Raw genomic sequence first — 13,908 nt, 5'->3', positions numbered from 1 at the left:
CGGCCCGGGGCGCTCGGCGGACTGGCTGCGGATCGCCGCGCTCGCGGTCGCCGCGCTGGCGGCCGTCGTCGCGGGCATCGCCTTCACCGGCGCCGCCGCGCCCACCGCCCTGCGCGACCCCGGCGCCCTCGTGCGCTGGGGCCTGCCGATCGCGTCGACGGGCGCCGAGCTCGCCGCGTCGGCGACCCTCGGCGGCCTGGTGCTGCTCGCCACCGTGCTCGTGCGCCGGGACGAGACCGTCGTGCGCGCGGCGTCGGGGATCACCGCCGTGGCGGCCGGGGTGTGGACCCTCACCGCGGTCGTCGAGCTCGTCCTCACCTACGCGAACGTCGCCGGCCTGTCGCCCACCGACCCCGCGTTCGGCGGCGAGCTCGGCCAGTTCGTCACGCAGTTCGAGCTCGGGCGGGTGCTGCTGTTCGTCGCGGTGGCCGCGGCCGTCACGACCGCGCTCGCGCTCATGACCACCTCGCCCGTGGGCACCGCGTGGATCGCGGGCCTCGTGCTGGTGGCCCTGTGGCAGTCGGCGCAGACCGGGCACGCCGCCGGCGCCGCGAGCCACGACCTCGCCACCTCGTCGATGTTCCTGCACCTGGTCGGCGCGGCCCTGTGGATCGGCACCCTGCTCGCGCTGTCCCCGCTCGCGCACCGGCTCGGCGCGGACCTCGCCCCGGCCGTCGCGCGGTTCTCCGTGATCGCCGCGTGGTGCTTCGCCGCCGTCGCGGTGTCCGGCACGGTCAACTCCGTCATCCGGCTGGGCTCCTGGGACGACCTCACGACCCGGTACGGCGTGCTGCTGCTGGTCAAGATCGCCCTGTTCGGCGTGCTCGGGCTGCTCGGCCTGGCGCACCGGCGCCGCGTCGTCGGCCGGCTGCGCGGGGACGAGCGGGCGCCCGCCACGTGGCTGTTCTGGCGCCTGGTCCTGGTCGAGCTCACCGTGATGGGCGCCGTCTCGGGCGTCGCCGTCGCGCTGGGCTCCTCGCCGCCGCCGGTGCCGGACGACCCGATCACCGACCCCACCCCCGCGGAGATCGTCACCGGCCACGCGCTGCCGCCCGAGCCGACCACGCTGTCGTGGATCACGCAGTGGCGCTGGGACGTGCTGCTCGCGTCCGCGGCCGTCGCCGGGATCGTGGTCTACCTGCGCTGGGTGCTCCGGCTGCGCCGCCGCGGCGACGCGTGGCCCTGGGGCCGCACGGCGTCGTGGGTGGCCGGCATGCTGCTGTTCTTCTGGACCACCTCCGGCGGGCCGGCGATGTACGGGCACGTGCTGTTCAGCGCGCACATGGTCGAGCACATGATCCTGGCCATGGTGATCCCGGTGCTGCTCGCGCTGTCGGCGCCCGTGACCCTGGCGCTGCGGGCGCTGCCCTCGCGGGCCAGCCGGTCGGGCGCCGGTCGCGGGGGCGTCGACGCGTCGCGGGGCCCGCGGGAGTGGCTGCTCGGCCTGGTGCACAGCCGGTGGGGCCGGTTCCTCGCGAACCCCGTCGTCGCCGCGGTGAACTTCGCCGGCTCGATGATCGTCTTCTACTACACGGACGTGTTCCGCTGGGCGCTGACCTCCGAGGTCGGCCACTACGCGATGGTGGTGCACTTCTCGCTCGCCGGGTACCTGTTCGTCAACGCCCTCGTGGGCATCGACCCGGGGCCGAACCGCCCGCCGTACCCGCAGCGCCTGCTGCTGCTGTTCGCGACGATGGCGTTCCACGCGTTCTTCGGCGTCGCGCTCACCACCGGCGACGTGCTGCTGGTGCCCGACTGGTTCGGCCTGCTCGGCCGCGAGTGGGGCCCGTCGGCGATCGTCGACCAGCAGCGCGGCGGCGGCGTCGCCTGGGGGATCGGCGAGCTGCCGACCCTGGCGCTCGCGGTGGCCGTGGCGTTCGCGTGGTCCCGGGACGACGAGCGCACCGCGAAGCGCCGGGACCGGAAGGTCGAGCGCGACGGCGACACCGAGATGGACGAGTACAACGCGATGCTCGCCCGGCTGGCGCAGCGGGACGCGCGGGGGACGGGCGATGCGGGGGGCGCGCCCCGCGAGCCGTGATAGGACGGCGGTGTGACCGACGCTGCTGACCGTTCGCCCGAGCCCACGCCGCCCACCCCGTTCCACGACCTCGACGCCTACGTCGCCCTGCCCCGGATGTCCGGCCTGGCGCTGTCCCCGGACGGCACCCGGCTCGTCACCGCGGTGTCGACGCTGGACGCCAAGCGCACCCGCTACGTCACGGCGCTGTGGGAGGTGGACCCCGAGGGCGTCCGCCCGGCCCGCCGCCTGACGCGGTCCGCCAAGGGCGAGTCGTCGGCGCGGTTCGCCTCCACCGGCGACCTGCTGTTCACCTCGGCCCGCCCCGACGCCGACGCGGACGCCCCGGACGACGAGCCGCCCGCCGCGCTCTGGCTGCTCCCGGCCGACGGCGCCGAGGCCCGCGTGGTCGCGTCGCGGAAGGCCGGCGTCGACGGCGTGGTGGTCGCCGAGGACGCGCCCGTGGTGGTCGTCCCCTCCGACGTGCTGCCGAGCGCGGCCGACGACGCGGAGGACGAGCGGCTGATCGGCGTGCGCAAGGACGCGAAGGTCGCCGCGATCCTGCACTCCTCGTACCCGGTGCGGTACTGGGACCACGACCTCGGCCCGGCGCAGCCGCGGTTGTTCGCGGGCGACCTGACCACCGTCGCCGCGTCGCCCGAGGCCGGCGCCGCCGCGCCGCGGCTCGCGCTGCGCGACCTCGCCCCCGACGCCGGCGCCGCGCTGCAGCACCACGACGCCGTGCTGTCCCCGGACGGCCGCACCCTCGTCACGTCGTGGGTGCGACCGGGCGCCCGCGGCACCCAGCGCCAGCAGCTCGTGGCGATCGACGTCGCCACCGGGACCCGCCGGGTGCTCGTGGACGACACGACCGCCGACCTCGCGGGGCCGGTCGTGTCCCCGGACTCCCGGCGCGTCGCGTACCTCCGCGAGACGATCACGACGCCGACCGCCGCGCCGCAGGTGCAGCTCTGGGTCGCCGACCTCGACGCCGCGGACCCCGCCCCGCGCCGGGTCGCCGAGGGCTGGGACCGCTGGCCGCACGAGATCGCCTGGACCCGCGACGGCGCCGGGCTGCTGGTCGGCGCCGACCACCTGGGCCGCGGTCCGGTGTTCCACGTCGCGCTCGGCTCCGACGTCGTCACGCAGGTGACCGCCGACGACGCCGTGTTCAGTGACCTGCGGGTCAGCCCCGACGGCGCGACGCTGTACGCGCTGCGCGTGTCCTACGCGGCGCCGTCGCACCCGGTCCGGATCGACCTCGCGGTGGCCCTCTCGACCGGGCAGCCGGTCGAGGCGGTGGCCCTGCCCGCGCCCGCGCCGCTGCCCGCGCTGCCCGGCACCCTCACGGAGGTCACCACGACCGCCGAGGACGGCGCCGAGGTCCGCGCGTGGCTCGTGCTGCCGGAGGGCGCCTCCGCCGCGTCCCCGGCCCCGCTGCTGCTGTGGATCCACGGCGGTCCGCTGAACTCGTGGAACGCGTGGTCCTGGCGGTGGAACCCGTGGATCATGGCCGCCCGCGGCTACGCCGTCCTGCTGCCCGACCCCGCGCTGTCGACCGGCTACGGCCAGGACTTCGTGCAGCGCGGCTGGGGCGCGTGGGGCGCGGCGCCGTACACCGACCTCATGGCGATCACCGACGCCACGGTCGCGCGCGCGGACGTCGACGAGACCCGCACCGCCGCGATGGGCGGCTCGTTCGGCGGCTACATGGCCAACTGGGTCGCCGGGCACACCGACCGGTTCCGGGCGATCGTCACGCACGCCAGCCTGTGGGCCCTCGACCAGTTCGGCCCGACCACCGACAGCTCCTTCTACTGGGAGCGGGAGATGACCCCGGAGATGGCGCTGGCCAACTCCCCGCACCTCTCGGTCGAGAAGATCGTCACCCCGGTGCTCGTCGTGCACGGCGACAAGGACTACCGCGTCCCGATCGGCGAGGGCCTGCGGCTCTGGTACGAGCTGCTGTCGAGGTCGGCGCTCGCCGCGGACGAGAACGGGCAGACCCCGCACCGGTTCCTGTACTTCCCGGACGAGAACCACTGGGTGCTCAGCCCGCAGCACGCGAAGGTCTGGTACCAGGTCGTCGACGCGTTCCTCGCGGAGCACGTGCTGGGGCTCAGCGGCGCGGAGCTCCCGCCGCTGCCCGAGGTCCTGGGCTGACGGCGGCGCCCGGGCCGCGGGACCGCGGCCCGGGCGCTGTCACCCGTCCGCCGCTCGACGCGCGGATCAGCGGCTCCGCCGCCAGACTCGGTCCCGGAGCCCCGGGCACCCCCGCCCGGGCCGGGAAGGAGTCCGACCATGGGCATCGGCGGCGGCATCGCCCTGATCGTCATCGGCGCGATCCTCGCGTTCGGCGTCAGCGACAACATCGCGAACGTGGACCTCACGGTCATCGGCTACATCTGCATGGGCGCGGGCGTGCTCGCGCTGATCCTCGCGCTGGTGCTCAACAGCCAGCGGGCGCACACCTCGCACCGCGAAGAGGTCGTGGAGCGCTACGAGGGCCGCACCCCGCCCCCGGCGGCCTGACCCGCCCGGGACGGGAGTGTCGGTGGCCGGCGTGACGATGTCCCCGCCGGCCACCGACGGACCGGCCGAGGGGGAGGACGCATGGACCAGGACGAGGCCCGCCGGCTGAAGCAGCAGCTGGTCGGCTACCTGCAGGACCTCGCGCAGCACGGCGTCGTCGCCGCGGCGGCCGACGACGGCACCCCCGGCCGACCGGCCGTCGCCCTGGGTCTGGCGCCGCGGACCGACGGGTCGTACGGGGTCGCCGTGCGCTACCGGCTCGGGCTGCCGGGTGTGCGGAGCGTCGCCCGGCGGGTGGCGGAGCAGATCGGTCCCGCCGCGGACGTGCGGCGCACCGGCCGCATCCGCGCGCTGCGCCGCACCGCCGCGCCGCGCCCGCCGGTCGCGACCGCGCGGGCCCTCGGCGAGACGGGCCGCGTCCGCCCGCTGCGCCCGGGGGTGTCGATCGCGCACGTCGACGTCACCGCCGGCACGCTCGGCGCGTTCGTCACCGTCGACGGCGCCGTGCACGCGCTGTCCAACTACCACGTGCTCGCCGGGTCCCCGCGGGCGCGGGTGGGCGACGTCGTCCTGCAGCCGGGGCCCGCCGACGGCGGCACCGCCCCGGCCGACCGGGTGGGCACGCTGGCCGCGACGGTCCCGCTGGCACCCGGCCGGGTCGCCACCGTCGACGCCGCGGTCGCCCTGCTGGACGACCCCGGGGTGGACCCGACGTACCCGGTCGGGCCGATCGCCACGACGGCGGTCGCGGTCGGCGGCGAGGACGTCGCGAAGATCGGCCGCACGACGGCCGTCACCCGCGGGCGCGTGTCCGCGATCGAGCTGGACGAGGTGGTCGTCGGGTACGGCGAGGAGCTGGGCGAGCTGCGGTTCGACGACCAGATCGAGGTCGAGACGACCGGCACGGGCCCGTTCTCGCGCGGCGGCGACTCCGGCTCCCTGGTCTACCGCGCCGACGGGGTCGCGCTCGGCCTGCTCTTTGCGGGCTCCGAGACCGGGGGCGAGAATGGGACCGGGCTGACGTACGTCAACCCGATCGACGCCGTGCTGACGGCGCTCGGCGCCCGGCTGCTGGGCTCGCCCGCCGCCTGACCCGGCGACCGCCGCCCGGCCGTGGCGCGAGGGCGGTGGCGCACGTGGCGGACATCGACCGCGCCCGCACCGCCAAGCTGCGGCTGCGCCGCGAGCTGGACGGCCGCCCCGGTGTACGGGGGATCGGGCTCGCCCGTGCCGAGGACGGCTACCACCTCCGGGTCAGCGTGGCCACGAGCGCGGACGCCGCCGCGCTGCCCGCCACGGTCGACGGCGTCGCCGTCCACGTCCGCGTCGTCGGCGCCGTCCGCCCGCTCGGCTGACGCCGGACCCGGGTCGCCCGGTGCCGGCGGGGTCCCGGTCCGCGGCCCGCGGGACGACCTGCGGGCCGCGTCGTGTTCACTACTCCTGTGACCACCAGCAGCACCCGTCTCCCGAAGGTCCGCGCGTCCGAGCTCGTCGGCCGCGGCTGGCTCAACACCGGCGGCCAGGACGTCGCGCTCGCGGACCTCCGCGGCAAGATCGTCCTGCTCGACTTCTGGACGTTCTGCTGCATCAACTGCCTGCACGTCCTCGACGAGCTGCGCGCCCTCGAGGAGCAGTACCGCGACGTCCTCGTGATCGTCGGGGTGCACTCGCCGAAGTTCGTGCACGAGGCCGACCCGGTCGCGCTGGCGGCCGCCGTCGAGCGGTACGAGGTGCACCACCCCGTGCTGGACGACCCGGAGCTGGTCACCTGGTCCGCGTACACCGCGCGCGCCTGGCCGACGCTCGTCGTCATCGACCCCGAGGGCTACATCGTCGCCCAGATGGCCGGCGAGGGGCACCAGAGCAACGTCGAGCGCCTGGTCCGGGACCTGGTCGACGAGCACGAGGCCAAGGGCACGCTGCACCGCGGCGGCGGCCCGTACGTCCCGCCGGAGCCCACCGCCGGCACGCTCCGGTTCCCCGCCAAGGCGGTCGCGCTGCCCGGCGGCACCCTGCTGGTCGCCGACGCCGGGCACCACTCGCTCGCCGAGCTGGCCGCCGACGGCGAGACCCTCGTGCGCCGGATCGGCTCGGGCGAGCGCGGCCTGGTCGACGGCGGCCCGGACGAGGCGCGGTTCAGCGAGCCCAACGGCCTGACCCTGCTGCCCGAGGACGTCGCGGCCGAGGTCGGCTACGACGTGCTGGTGGCCGACACCGTGAACCACGCGCTGCGCGGCGTCCGGCTGGCGGACGGCGCGGTGACGACCGTCGCCGGCACGGGGGAGCAGTACCTGGTCGGCGAGCCCACCGTGCCGTCCCCGCTGCCCGGCCGCACCGACCTGTGGCGGGCCGGCGGGTCCCGCGCCGCGACGTCCGTGCCGCTGTCCTCGCCGTGGGACGTCGTGTGGTCCCCGCAGACCGGCACCGCGCTGGTCGCCATGGCCGGCAACCACCAGCTCTGGGCGTTCGACTCCCGGGACGGCGTGGTCGAGCCCGTCGCCGGCACGATGAACGAGGGCCTGACCGACGGCGACCCGCGCGAGGCGTGGTTCGCCCAGACGTCGGGGACCGCGCTCGCCGCGGACGGCCGGGTGTGGCTCGCCGACTCCGAGGTGTCGGCGCTGCGGTGGATCGACCCGGGGACGCCGGCCGTCGCGGCCCCGGCCGGGGCGGCACCGGCGCCGGGCGGGTTCGCCGGCCTGGTCGGTGCGGGTGCCGCGCTCGCCGCCGCACGGACCGCGCCCACCGGCCCCGCGGACGCCTGGTCCGGTGCGGTAGTGGGCACCGCGGTCGGCGCGGGCCTGTTCGACTTCGGGCACCGGGACGGCGCGGCCGACCAGGCGCTGCTGCAGCACCCGCTCGGCGTCGCCGTGCTGCCGGACGGCTCGGTCGTCGTCGCCGACACGTACAACGGGGCGGTGCGCCGCTGGGCGCCGGCGGCCGACGGCGACGGCCCCGGCGAGGTGAGCACGCTCGCGACCGGGCTGGCCGAGCCGAGCGGCATCGTCGTGCAGGCCGACGCGGAGGCGGGCGGCGTGACCCTGCTCGTCGTCGAGTCCGCCGCGCACCGGCTCACCCGGATCGCGCTCCCGGCGACGCTGGCCGGCGAGGTGCTGGACGCGGGCGCGCACCGCACGCAGCGCCCGGTCACCGACATCGCGCCGGGAGAGCTCGCGCTCGACGTCGTGTTCACCCCCGCGGCCGGGCAGAAGTACGACGACCGGTTCGGGCCGTCGACGATGCTGCGGGTCTCCGCGACGCCCGCGGAGCTGCTGCTCGACGGCGCGGGCGACGACGTCCCGCTCACCCGGACGCTGCGGATCAACCCCGAGGTGGCCGAGGGCGTCCTGCACATCACCGCCCGCGCCGCGAGCTGCGACGCGGACCCGGCGATCGAGTTCCCCGCGTGCCACCTGAACTCGCAGGACTGGGGCGTGCCGGTCCGCGTGGTGGCCGGGGCGCCGGCGGAGCTGGCCCTGCCGCTGCACGGCTGACCGCCCGGGCGCCCCGCCACCCGGCCGCGCTCGGCGCGCCCCCGGCCACCCGGCCGCTCTCGGCGCGCCCCAGCGCCCGCCGAGCGGGTAACCGACACGTCGAGCGAGTACCCGCTGGATGCTCGCTCGGCGCGTCGGGTACCCCCTCGACGCGTCGGGTACCCCGTCGGCGCGTCGAGTACCCCGTCGACGCGGCGGGTACCCCGTCGGCGCGGCGGGTACCCCCTCGGCGCGGCGGGGCACGCCGGCGGCGCCGGGTCAGGACGCGCCCAGGACCGCCAGGGAGAGCAGCGTCTGCAGCGTCGTCGTGACGGTGCGGTCGTCCGGCAGGGTCGACTCGACGGTGACGGCCCAGGGAGAGCGCCGGAGCTCGACCTGCCGCACGCCCGAGACGTGCAGCGAGCCCGTGCCGCCCCGCGCCACCAGCACCGGCTCCGGGCCGTCCTCGCGGTGCACGGACCAGCCGGAGCCGCCCATCGCCTCGGTCGCGGCCGCCGCCAGGGCGCACAGCCGGGTCAGCGGCGCGGGGCCGGTGGCGGACAGGGCGGTGACGGTGGCCGCGACGGTGCGGCCGAGCACGGCCCCGGGGTCGTCGGCGCGGTACTGCCGGGCCCGTGCCGCGGCGTGGCTGCGCTTGGCGTGGTACTGCGCGGCGTCGGCCCGGCGGAACAGGGACCGCGGGGTGGGCGCCGCCCCGAGCGAGCCGCGCGCCGAGGACGCGATGCCGTAGGACAGCGACGCCCCGAACGGCAGGGCGCTGTCGCCGACCGTCGCGTCCATCACCTGCACGACCGTGGTCCGCAGGATGCCGGACGTCACGACGCAGAACTCGTCGCCGCCGATCCGCGCGACCGTCGACCCGGGCAGCCCGCCGCCGGCGCGCCGCAGCACACCCGCCACGCTGCGCAGCAGCTCGTCGCCGGCGTCGTGGCCGAGCTCGTCGTTCACCCGCTTCAGGCCGTCGACGTCGCACATGACGATGCAGGTCTCGTCGCCGGAGTCGATCGCGGCCTGCGCCGCCTCGTCGGCCACCCGGCGGGTGCTCAGGCCGGTGAGGGCGTCGTCGGACACCAGGTGCCGCACCTGCTCGGCGAGGTCGAGCCGCGCGATCTGGGCCCCCAGCAGGGCCCCGAGCACCTCGCCGCGGGCGGCGTCGTCCGGCGTGAACGCGGGCGCCCGCTCGTCCCGCACCGCGCACAGCACGCCCCAGAGGTCGCCGTTGACGACGACCGGCGCGACCAGCGCGGGGCGCGGGCGCCCGGGGGCGTCGCCCGGCGCGGACAGCCAGGTCTCCCGGCGCCGGACCAGGGCGCGCACGGCGTCGCCGTCGCGCAGGGCGTCCTCGGCGGCGGGCAGCTCGTCCGTGGGCTCCGCCGCGAGCACGTGCCAGTCGTCCTGCTCCAGCCGGGCGACGGCGGCCACGTCGACGTCGAGCAGGTCGCGGGCGGCGACCACCGCGGCCTCGTGCACCTCGCCGAGCGCGGTCGCGCCCCCGAGGCGGTGCGCGAGCAGCGCGAAGTGCCGGGCGTCGTCCCCGTCTCCGCGGGGCGCGCTCGTCCGGGCCGGCGGCGGGGCGTCGGTCACCGGGACATCATCGCGTGTCGGGCTCGCGGCCACACGCGGGCGCACCGGCGCTCCTCCGAGCGGGTGAACGCGGTCAGGCGGGGACGGCCTCCGCCAGCACCCCGACCGCGGCCCGCTCGCCGGCGCCGACGGCGCGGAGCACGAACAGCACGGTCGACTCGATCGCGCGCTCGCGGGCCGGCTGGTCGTCCGGCAGCGTCCGGCTGCTGAGGCAGGCGTTGACGAGCGACACGGTCGTGCCCAGGTCCTGCTCGGGGAACGCGCCGGACTCGATGCCGGCCGACAGCACGCGGCGCAGCATCGCCTCGACCAGCACGACGTGCTCGCGGACGCGCTGCTGGGTGCCGCGGGACAGCACCGACCGCAGGTCCGGGCCGGGAGCGAGGTGGTAGTCGCGCTTGAGCTCGCACTGCGCCCGGACGTACGCGCGCAGCTGCTCGGTCGGGTCGTCGATGCCGGCGAGCTCCGCCTCGAGCGCGGCCACGTACTGGCCGGTCTCGTGCATGATGAAGCCGACGAGCATCGACTCCTTGTCGGCGAAGTGGTTGTACACCGCGGTGCGGCCGACGCCGGCCGCCTGCGCGATGTCGGCGAGCGTGATCGAGTCGAACCCGCGCTCGGCCATCAGCCGGGACATCGCGCCGAACAGGCGGAGCCGGGTCTGCTCGCGGTGCTCGTGCAGCGACCCGCCGATGATCTTGGGCATGCTGACATCGTCGCACGAAACGTCAGCACATCTTTCTTGCGCGTGTGGCGGTGGTGTGCAGGTGTCGCGCGAGCGCCGGGGCGGCCCGGTCAGGCGGCCCGGTGCACCTCGGCCAGCGCGGCGAACAGCGCGCGGTTGTGCCGGAACGCGGCCCGCGCCTCGTCGACGACCGCGGCCCGCTGCGCCTCCGTGAGGTCCAGCGCGTCCACCCGCGCGCGGTAGAGGTCCTTGAACGGCTTGGGCTTGGGGATGGCGGGGAAGGCGTAGAACCCGACTCCCTCGTCCGCCACGTCGTAGTGCCGCTGCACCATCCGGCCGATGACCTGGCCGCCCGACAGGTCGCCCAGGTACCGGGTGTACGCGTGGGCGACGTACGCGCCGACGTCCGCGCCGCCCGCCCGGATCGCGGCGGCGTAGGCGGCCGTGGCGGGCAGCGGCGTGGCGCGCTCCCGCCAGCCGGGGCCGGCGAGGTGCGCGAGGTCGGCCTCGATGGCGGGGACGCGCCGCAGCTCGTCGAACACGACGCCGGCGCCGGCCGGGGTGCGGCGCACCTGCTCGCCGACCTCCTCGAGCGCCGTGTAGACCGCGTGCAGCTGCAGCGCCAGGTCGACGTAGGCGGGCGTGGTCAGGCGGCCGGCCAGCAGGTCCTCGACGAACGTGGAGCCCTCGGCCGCCTCGTGCTCGGGGCGCGTGCCCTCGCGGAGCAGCACCGACAGCGGCGCCGCGGCCCGGTCGGCGGTCGTGCCCGGGGTGCCGGGGGTGCGCGGCGCGGCGGCGGGCAGGTCGTGCGTCGTGGTCATGAGGGCTCCCGGGGGCCGGCGGCAGGGCGTCGATCTGACGTCGCGTCAGAACGTACCGCACGAGGTAAGGATTGCCTACCCTCCCTATCCCCACCGTACGGGATCGTGCCGCCGGCGCTGCCGCCCGGGAGGCGCGCGGGATACCGTGCGTGACGTGACCGCCGCGACGCCCCCCGACGCCGACCCCGCCGACGACTACCGCCCCGCCGACCCCGACGCCAAGGACTGGACCTGGGTCCTGTCCGAGCGGTGCCCCGAGTGCGGCTTCGCCGGGACCGACGTGTCCGGCCCGGACATCGCCGGCACGGTGCACGACCTGGTGCCCCGGTGGCGGGCGGCGCTCAACCGGCTGGACGTCCGCGAGCGGCCCGCCCCGGGCACCTGGTCGACGCTCGAGTACGGCGCCCACGTGCGGGACGTGCACCGCGTGTTCGCGGAGCGGCTGCGCCTGATGCTGACCGAGGACGACCCGCTGTTCCCCAACTGGGACCAGGACGCCACCGCGGTCGCCGAGCGGTACGACCGGCAGGACCCGGGCCGGGTGGCGGACGAGCTCGCCGACGCCGCGGCGGCGCTCGCCGCCGGCTTCGCCGCGGTCCGCGCGGACCAGTGGGACCGGGTCGGCCGCCGGTCCAACGGGTCGACGTTCACGGTGACGACCCTGGGGCAGTACTTCCTGCACGACGTCGTGCACCACCTGCACGACGTGCACGCCTGACGGACGCGGCGAGGCCCCTCGGACGCTTACTCCGAGGGGCCTCGATCCGGGGACGACGCTACGGACCGCCGGCGCGCGGGTGCGGCAGGCGCGCCGGGCCGTAGGGGCTGCCCGGCAGGCGCCGTCATCCACAGATTCTGTGCACAACCCTGTGAACACCGCATGATCGTGCAGGTGACGCTGTGGACAACATGTGCACCCAGCGGTGGACGAGAATTGGCCGTCCCAGGCCCTTGCGGCCGTCGTCGCGGCGGGTCTAGAACTCTTCCAACGACCTCGACGGACGCACCGTCCACCGCAGGGAGGCCCGCCTCGGCGGGCGCCCGGCGGAGCGGAGCCGGCGAGGTCGGGACCGGAGGGAGAACGACGGACCACCTCGGCGGGGAGACCCGACGAGCTGCGGATGACGACGCAGCGGCCCGTAGGACCCCGAGGGTCGGATCGTCGCCGTCCCGCCCGCGGCTGGTGCCCCCCGAGGTCGCCGCCGGGTGCCGGGGCGGAGCCGTACCGTCAGAGCGGCCGCCGGTCCCCGATCCGTCGGGGGCGTAGGGACGACGATCGGGGAGGGCCCCTCGGACGCTTACTCCGAGGGGCCCTTCTCCGTGCCCGGGGCTGGTTACCCACAGGCTGGTCGGGGTTGTCCACACCTCGCCGTCACCCGGACGGGCGCGCGGACCACCCGGAAGGGCGAAATGTCGGGATCTGTCCACAGGAGTTGTCCCCACCTTGTGCACGGGGGCGTGGATCGAGCGTGCCCGGCGGCCCGCCCCTGTGGACGCCGTGTGCACGCGTGGTGGACGACGGGCGGTCCCGCCGGTCAGGCCAGGAGCCGCAGCTTCCCGACCAGCCGGTCCACCCGGTTCCGCGGCCCGACGATGCTCAGCGCGAGGTAGTCGAGGTCGTCGGCCCCGCGTTCCCCCAGCGCCGCCACGTACTCGGTGTACACGCGGATCTGCTGGGCGACCGCCGGCATGTCGGCCACGTGCACCCCGGGCGCGGCGACCGCCTTCGCGCGCAGCGCCGTCAGGCTCGGGCGGGGTGCTCCCAGGACGGTGCACCCGGTCCAGGGGAGCCCGGTGTGCGCGTCGCCCTCCGCGTCGGCGGCGGCGGGCCCGAGGAGGCCGTGCACGCCCGTCACCGTCGCGGCGGTGACGCACGCGACGGCGTTGGCGGCCCGACCGGGGTCGAGCGCCTCGTCGACGACCACGACCCACTTCAGCCGGGCAGAGCGCGTGGGCTCGTCGAGGCGGATCTCCTCGGGGTCGAAGCCGACGCCCGCGGCGGGGGCGAGGGCGCCGGGGAGGCGGGCGGTGTCGGTGTGGGGGGCGGTGGGTGCGGACGGTGCGGGCACGGGAACCTCTCGGGGCCGGCGGGACGCCGCCAGGACGGCGCGGCGGTCGTGTTTCGGCGACGACGACGGACGCTAGGCACTGGTACGGGCGGTGTCCACGCGCTCCGTACGACGTACGGATAGGGTCGCGGTATGGCCGATCTGGACGCACTCGACACGGCGATCCTGCGCGAGCTGCAGGCAGACGCACGGCGCACCAACCGCGACGTCGCCGCCGCGGTGGGCGTCGCGCCGACGACCGCGCTGGACCGGACGCGCGCCCTGCGGGACCGCGGCGTGATCCGGGGCGCCACGCTCGACGTGGACCTCGCGGCGATCGGGCGGCCCGTGCAGGCGCTCGTCGCCGTGCGCATCCGTCCCCCGACCCGGCGGAACATCGAGGGCTTCCGCTCGTGGGTCGTCGCCCTGCCCGAGACCCTCGGGGTGTTCGTCACGACCGGCACCGAGGACTTCCTGGTGCACGTGGCCGTGCCGGACAACGAGGCGCTCTACGGGTTCGTCATCGACCGGCTCACCGAGCGGCCGGAGGTCGTCGACGTGCGGACGTCCGTCGTCTACGAGCACATCCGGCGGCGTCGCGTGGACCCGGCGCCCGGCGCGGTCCGGTCAGCGCGCGCCGGCGGGGAGGGCCCCCGGGGGCGGTGAGCCGGCGGACGGCGGCCTCGCGGCGGTCCCGGCGCCCCGGGCGACCTGCCGAGGCGCC

Annotated in this window: 12 protein-coding genes; 8 read left to right on the top strand and 4 right to left on the bottom strand. The window is 76.6% G+C overall.

The features are described 5' to 3' along the window. Nucleotides 1–25: 25 nt before the first annotated feature. The 6 genes from FA014_RS12475 to FA014_RS12450 all read left to right on the top strand — a co-directional run bounded on the left by FA014_RS12475 (nucleotide 26) and on the right by FA014_RS12450 (nucleotide 8,046). On the top strand, nucleotides 26–2,041 hold the full coding sequence (locus FA014_RS12475) for a cytochrome c oxidase assembly protein (protein WP_154729999.1): 2,016 nt from the start codon (nucleotides 26–28) through the stop codon (nucleotides 2,039–2,041). Between the two features lie 96 nt (nucleotides 2,042–2,137). Further along, entirely contained in the window at nucleotides 2,138–4,183 is a 2,046-nt protein-coding gene (locus FA014_RS12470) for an alpha/beta fold hydrolase (RefSeq protein ID WP_154729998.1), read from the top strand. Nucleotides 4,184–4,321: 138 nt separating this feature from the next. Then, entirely contained in the window at nucleotides 4,322–4,552 is a 231-nt protein-coding gene (locus tag FA014_RS12465) for a DUF6458 family protein (RefSeq protein WP_147795209.1), read from the top strand. Nucleotides 4,553–4,633: 81 nt separating this feature from the next. Next, nucleotides 4,634–5,644, top strand: a complete 1,011-nt coding sequence (locus FA014_RS12460; protein WP_154729995.1) for a hypothetical protein — start codon at nucleotides 4,634–4,636, stop codon at nucleotides 5,642–5,644. Between the two features lie 44 nt (nucleotides 5,645–5,688). Further along, nucleotides 5,689–5,907, top strand: a complete 219-nt coding sequence (locus FA014_RS12455; protein ID WP_154729994.1) for a hypothetical protein — start codon at nucleotides 5,689–5,691, stop codon at nucleotides 5,905–5,907. Between the two features lie 87 nt (nucleotides 5,908–5,994). Continuing rightward, complete coding sequence (locus tag FA014_RS12450; RefSeq protein WP_154729993.1) at nucleotides 5,995–8,046, top strand: NHL domain-containing thioredoxin family protein; 2,052 nt, start codon at nucleotides 5,995–5,997, stop codon at nucleotides 8,044–8,046. Between the two features lie 258 nt (nucleotides 8,047–8,304). On the opposite strand, the gene FA014_RS12445 is transcribed toward FA014_RS12450, so the two are convergent. The 3 genes from FA014_RS12445 to FA014_RS12435 form a co-directional block, all read right to left on the bottom strand. After that, nucleotides 8,305–9,630, bottom strand: coding sequence for a GGDEF domain-containing protein (locus FA014_RS12445; protein ID WP_230323116.1), 1,326 nt, complete (start codon nucleotides 9,628–9,630; stop codon nucleotides 8,305–8,307). Between the two features lie 73 nt (nucleotides 9,631–9,703). Further along, a complete protein-coding gene (locus FA014_RS12440; RefSeq protein WP_154729992.1) occupies nucleotides 9,704–10,336 on the bottom strand; it encodes a TetR/AcrR family transcriptional regulator in 633 nt (210 codons plus the stop codon). Nucleotides 10,337–10,425: 89 nt separating this feature from the next. Further along, entirely contained in the window at nucleotides 10,426–11,136 is a 711-nt protein-coding gene (locus tag FA014_RS12435) for a biliverdin-producing heme oxygenase (RefSeq protein ID WP_154729991.1), read from the bottom strand. Nucleotides 11,137–11,290: 154 nt separating this feature from the next. Between FA014_RS12435 and FA014_RS12430 the strand changes: the two genes are divergently transcribed. After that, nucleotides 11,291–11,854, top strand: a complete 564-nt coding sequence (locus tag FA014_RS12430; RefSeq protein ID WP_230323115.1) for a DinB family protein — start codon at nucleotides 11,291–11,293, stop codon at nucleotides 11,852–11,854. A gap of 817 nt (nucleotides 11,855–12,671) precedes the next feature. Here the strand turns inward: FA014_RS12430 and FA014_RS12425 are convergent. Next, complete coding sequence (locus FA014_RS12425) at nucleotides 12,672–13,205, bottom strand: DUF2000 domain-containing protein (protein WP_154729989.1); 534 nt, start codon at nucleotides 13,203–13,205, stop codon at nucleotides 12,672–12,674. Nucleotides 13,206–13,337: 132 nt separating this feature from the next. Here FA014_RS12425 and FA014_RS12420 point away from each other — a divergent pair, with 132 nt between their 5' ends. Continuing rightward, entirely contained in the window at nucleotides 13,338–13,850 is a 513-nt protein-coding gene (locus FA014_RS12420) for an Lrp/AsnC family transcriptional regulator (protein ID WP_195969272.1), read from the top strand. Nucleotides 13,851–13,908 lie beyond the last annotated feature (58 nt).

Source organism: Cellulomonas hominis (assembly GCF_005239125.1).
In the GTDB taxonomy this organism is placed as follows: domain Bacteria; phylum Actinomycetota; class Actinomycetes; order Actinomycetales; family Cellulomonadaceae; genus Cellulomonas; species Cellulomonas hominis_A.
Note: the sequence above shows the minus strand (reverse complement) of the source record. Positions and strands in the feature narration are given on the sequence as shown.